Origin of the sequence: Kitasatospora sp. NPDC002227, from assembly GCF_040296285.1 — a bacterium.
Classification (GTDB): Bacteria; Actinomycetota; Actinomycetes; order Streptomycetales; family Streptomycetaceae; genus Kitasatospora.
In genome coordinates, this window is record NZ_JBEOWY010000119.1 from 1 (window position 1) to 3,221 (window position 3,221).

Annotated in this window: 1 protein-coding gene; it reads right to left on the reverse strand. The window is 70.0% G+C overall.

Annotated features, from left to right (window positions below; translation table 11 throughout):
• Positions 1-241: 241 nt before the first annotated feature.
• Positions 242-2,746: a DEAD/DEAH box helicase gene (locus tag ABT095_RS38705; RefSeq protein ID WP_502885145.1), complete on the reverse strand. Its 2,505-nt coding sequence runs from the start codon at positions 2,744-2,746 to the stop codon at positions 242-244.
• Positions 2,747-3,221: the final 475 nt, after the last annotated feature.

Genomic DNA, 3,221 nt, shown 5'->3' on the forward strand with positions numbered 1-3,221 from the left:
GCCAACTCGTAGGTGGGCCGCACCAGTCGGTCGGTCGGCCGCCCGGCCAACCAGTGCAGCTCGGCACAGCCCCCGGCGGCGGCGCCCGCCCATCATCGCGTCGACCCGGCGGTCCCGACAGGGCCGGGAATCGCCGGATTCTGTCCATAACCTGCCGTCAGAAACCCTTCCGGAGAAGGGATTCCGCGTTCACGTAAGCTGTTCTCGCAGGTGGTGGCCCCTGCTCAGGGCTGTCGGCGGGTCAGCCGTCCAGCCGGTCCACGGCCGTGACCCGCAGCACGGCCCGGCCCTCCTCGTTGGAGCCGACCAGGTCGACCTCGGCCGAGATGCCCCAGTCGTGGTCGCCCGCCGGGTCGTCGAAGATCTGCCGGACCCGCCAGGAGTACTCCTCCTCGGCGTCCGAGGTGTCGATCAGGAGCATCTTGGGCCCGCGCGCGTCCGGCCCGGTGCCCAGGTCGTCGTGCTCGTCCCAGTAGGCGTCCATCGCGTCCGCCCAGCGGTCGCCGTCCCAGCCGTACTCGCCGTCCAGCTCGCCCAGCGTGTTGTAGTGCTCCAGCGCCGCGAGCTCCACCCGGCGGAACATCTCGTTGCGCACCAGCACCCGGAAGGCCCGCTCGTTGGCGGTGACCGGCTGCGGGCGCTCGTCCAGCGAGATCTCCGGCGCCTGCTCGTCGGTCGGGTTGGCCAGCTGCTCCCACTCGTCCAGCAGGCTGGAGTCGACCTGGCGGACCAGCTCGCCGAGCCAGGCGATGACGTCCTTGAGGTCGTCCGTCTTCATGTCCTCCGGGACGGTCTGCTCCAGCGCCTTGTACGCGCCGGCCAGGTAGCGCAGCACGATGCCCTCGGTGCGGGCCAGGTCGTAGTGGCCCACGTAGTCCGAGAAGGTCATCGCCCGCTCGTAGAGGTCGCGGATGACCGACTTGGGCGCCAGCGCGTGGTCGCCGATCCACGGGTGGGCCTGGCGGTAGACCTCGTACGCGTGGTTCAGCAGCTCTTCCAGCGGCTTCGGGTAGGTGATCTCCTGGAGCCGCTCCATCCGCTCCTCGTACTCGATGCCGTCCCGCTTCATCTCGCCGATCGCCTCGCCGCGCGCCTTGTTCTGCTGGGAGGCGAGGATCTGGCGCGGGTCGTCGAGCGTCGCCTCGACCACCGAGACCACGTCCATGGAGTAGGAGGGGGACTCGCGGTCGAGCAGCTCGAAGGCGGCCAGCGCGAAGGTGGAGAGCGGCTGGTTGAGCGCGAAGTTCTCCTGCAGGTCGACGGTCAGGCGGACGATCCGGCCCTCGGCGTCGGGCTCCTCCAGGCGCTCGACCACGCCGCCGGCCAGCAGCGAGCGGTAGATGGCGATCGCGCTGCGGATGTGGCGGCGCTGCGCGTTCTTGTCCTCGTGGTTGTCGGTCAGGAGCTTGCGCATCGCCTCGAAGGCGTTGCCGGGGCGGCCGATGACGGAGAGCAGCATCGCGTGGCTGACCTTGAAGCGGGAGACCAGCGGCTCGGGGTCGGCGGCGATGAGCTTCTCGAAGCCCTCCTCCGTCCAGCCGACGAAACCTTCCGGCGCCTTCTTGCGGACGACCTTGCGCTTCTTCTTCGGGTCGTCACCCGCCTTGGCGACGGCCTTCTCGTTCTCGATCACGTGCTCGGGCGCCTGCGCGACCACCTGGCCGACGGTGTCGAACCCGGCCCGGCCGGCCCGGCCGGCGATCTGGTGGAACTCCCGGGCGCGCAGGGTGCGCACCCGGATGCCGTCGTACTTGGAGAGCGCGGTGAACAGCACGGTGCGGATCGGCACGTTGACGCCCACGCCGAGGGTGTCGGTGCCGCAGATCACCTTGAGCAGGCCGGCCTGGGCCAGGCGCTCGACCAGGCGGCGGTACTTGGGCAGCATGCCCGCGTGGTGCACGCCGATGCCGTGACGGACGTACCGGGAGAGGTTGCGGCCGAACTTGGTGGTGAAGCGGAAGCGGCCGATCAGGTCGGCGATCGCCTCCTTCTCCTCCTTGGAGCACATGTTGATGCTCATCAGCGACTGCGCGCGCTCGACGGCTTCCTTCTGGGTGAAGTGCACGACGTAGACCGGCGCCTGACCGGTCTTCAGCAGCTCCTCCAGGGTGTCGTGCATGGTGGTGCGGCGGTACTCGTAGAACAGCGGCACCGGGCGGGTGGCCGAGCGGACCACGGTGGTCGGGCGGCCGGTGCGGCGGGTCAGGTCCTCCTCGAAGCGGCGGACGTCGCCGAGGGTGGCCGACATCAGCAGGAACTGCACCTGCGGCAGTTCGAGGATCGGGATCTGCCAGGCCCAGCCGCGGTCCGGCTCGGCGTAGAAGTGGAACTCGTCCATCACGACCTGGCCGATGTCGGCCCGGTCGCCGTCGCGCAGCGCGATGTTGGCCAGCACCTCGGCGGTGCAGCAGATGATCGGCGCGGTCGGGTTGACGCTGGCGTCACCCGTCATCATGCCGACCTGCTCGGTGCCGAACATCTTCACCAGGTCGAAGAACTTCTCCGAGACCAGGGCCTTGATGGGCGCGGTGTAGAAGGTGCGCTTGCCCTCGGCCAGCGCCGCGAAGTGCGCACCCGCCGCGACCAGGCTCTTCCCCGAGCCGGTGGGCGTGGCGAGGATGACGTTGTTGCCCGAGACCAGCTCGATCAGCGCCTCCTCCTGGGCGGGGTAGAGGGTGATGCCGCGCTCCGTCGCCCACTCGGCGAAGGTCTCGAACAGCGAGTCGGGCGTGGCGGGCTTCGGCATCAGGTCCAGGAGGGTCACCGGGCTATCTTGCCTGCTCGGCCTCGGTGCGGGCAAAGCTGCGCCGGCGCCCCCGGCCACAGCCGTCGCAGGGCCGCCCCCGGTCCGCTACCGGACCGGCCGCCACCTGCCCGAGGACGCGTCCCACGTGGAGCCGGTCGTGCCGCCTTCGGGGAGTGGCGAGGTGGCGAAGTACCCGATCGTAGTGGGGCCACCGTCGGCCGGCGGCCGAGCGGCGGCCGGTGCCCAGGCACAGGACGGTGGCGAGGAGCGTGAGCACTGCGGTGCTTCGCGACACGGTCGCATCCTCCTTGCCGATCGGAGCGTCCCGACCTGTGTACCAGCTGTCACCGTGGAAATGCCGGAAGGGGCCCGCGCCGCGTGCTTGGGTTCTAGTGGTCGTCGCAACACCCCAGCTCAAGGGGTGCGATGGACTTCGAGATCCGTGAGGACCGGACACCGCAGGGTCCTCGGAAGC

Coding starts and splice junctions, on each gene's coding strand:
- ABT095_RS38705 (WP_502885145.1), bottom strand. CDS start 2,746: ATGCCGAAGCCCGCCACGCCCGACTCGCTGTTCGAGACCTTCGCCGAG.